This is a genomic window from Gardnerella sp. 26-12 (genome assembly GCF_001660745.1).
Taxonomy (GTDB): Bacteria; Actinomycetota; Actinomycetes; order Actinomycetales; family Bifidobacteriaceae; genus Bifidobacterium; species Bifidobacterium swidsinskii.
The window spans coordinates 1-968 of record NZ_LWSR01000056.1; the positions used below are offsets into that span (position 1 = coordinate 1).

The following is a 968-nucleotide window of genomic DNA, read 5'->3' on the forward strand; positions in this document are numbered from 1 at the left end:
GTCAGATGTGTATAAGAGACAGGCGTTTACTTCGCATGAGAAAGCTACTCGAAGCATATCGTCACAATCACAAAAAAATACGAATATGCCTTCATCTGTCCCACCACGCGGACAAGAATCATATCGTCCAAATTCGTATTCTTTTGAATCAAACAAAAGCAGCCGTAATTCAAGATTCGAACGTTCTCGCGCAGCAACACGCAGAAGGCGTCGTAGAACTTGGCGAGGCAGGCATCCTATTATTTTTTGGGCGCTTATCGTTATTTTTGTGCCAATTTTGCTAGGCACAATTGTTTTTGCTTATCTGTATGCAACTACAGACATACCGGCACCAGACAAAGTTGCTATGGCAGATAAGACGAAAGTGTATTATTCAGATGGCAAAACTGAATTAGGTTCGTTCGCTGAGCAAAATCGCGAAATTATCAATTGTTCAGTACTACCTAAATATGTTGGTAAAGCAATAGTTGCTTCAGAAAATCGTTCCTTCTACCACGATGGCGGAATAGATTTTAAAGGAATTGGACGCGCACTACTTCATAACATCACAAAGCACGGGCGTTGGGGCGGCTCAACTATTACGCAACAATATGCGGAAAGATATTATCTCGGTGAAACAAAAACTTATTTTGGAAAACTAAAAGAAGCTATTTTAGCTTTGAAAATTGCGCAAACTCAAGATAAAAATACAGTACTTTGCAATTATATGAATACTATTTACTTGGGTAGAGGAGCATACGGAATTCAAGCTGCAGCCAAAGCATATTTCGGCATAGAAGCAAAAGATTTGTCACTTTCGCAAGCTGCACTTTTAGCAGGTATTATTCCAGCACCAAGTAGCTGGGATCCTGCAATTGGTCCAAAAGAAGCAGGCATTCGTTTTAAGCGCGTGTTACGCATTATGAAAGAAGATGGCTACATTACAGCCTCTCAGGCAGCGCAAGCAAAAATGCCTAAAACTATTACTC

Annotated in this window: 1 protein-coding gene; it reads left to right on the forward strand. The window is 40.5% G+C overall.

The genetic code is table 11. The features are described from left to right. Positions 1-85: 85 nt before the first annotated feature. Positions 86-968 (forward strand): transglycosylase domain-containing protein (locus tag A5295_RS03865; protein ID WP_231875283.1); only part of this gene is annotated, 883 nt, incomplete at its 3' end.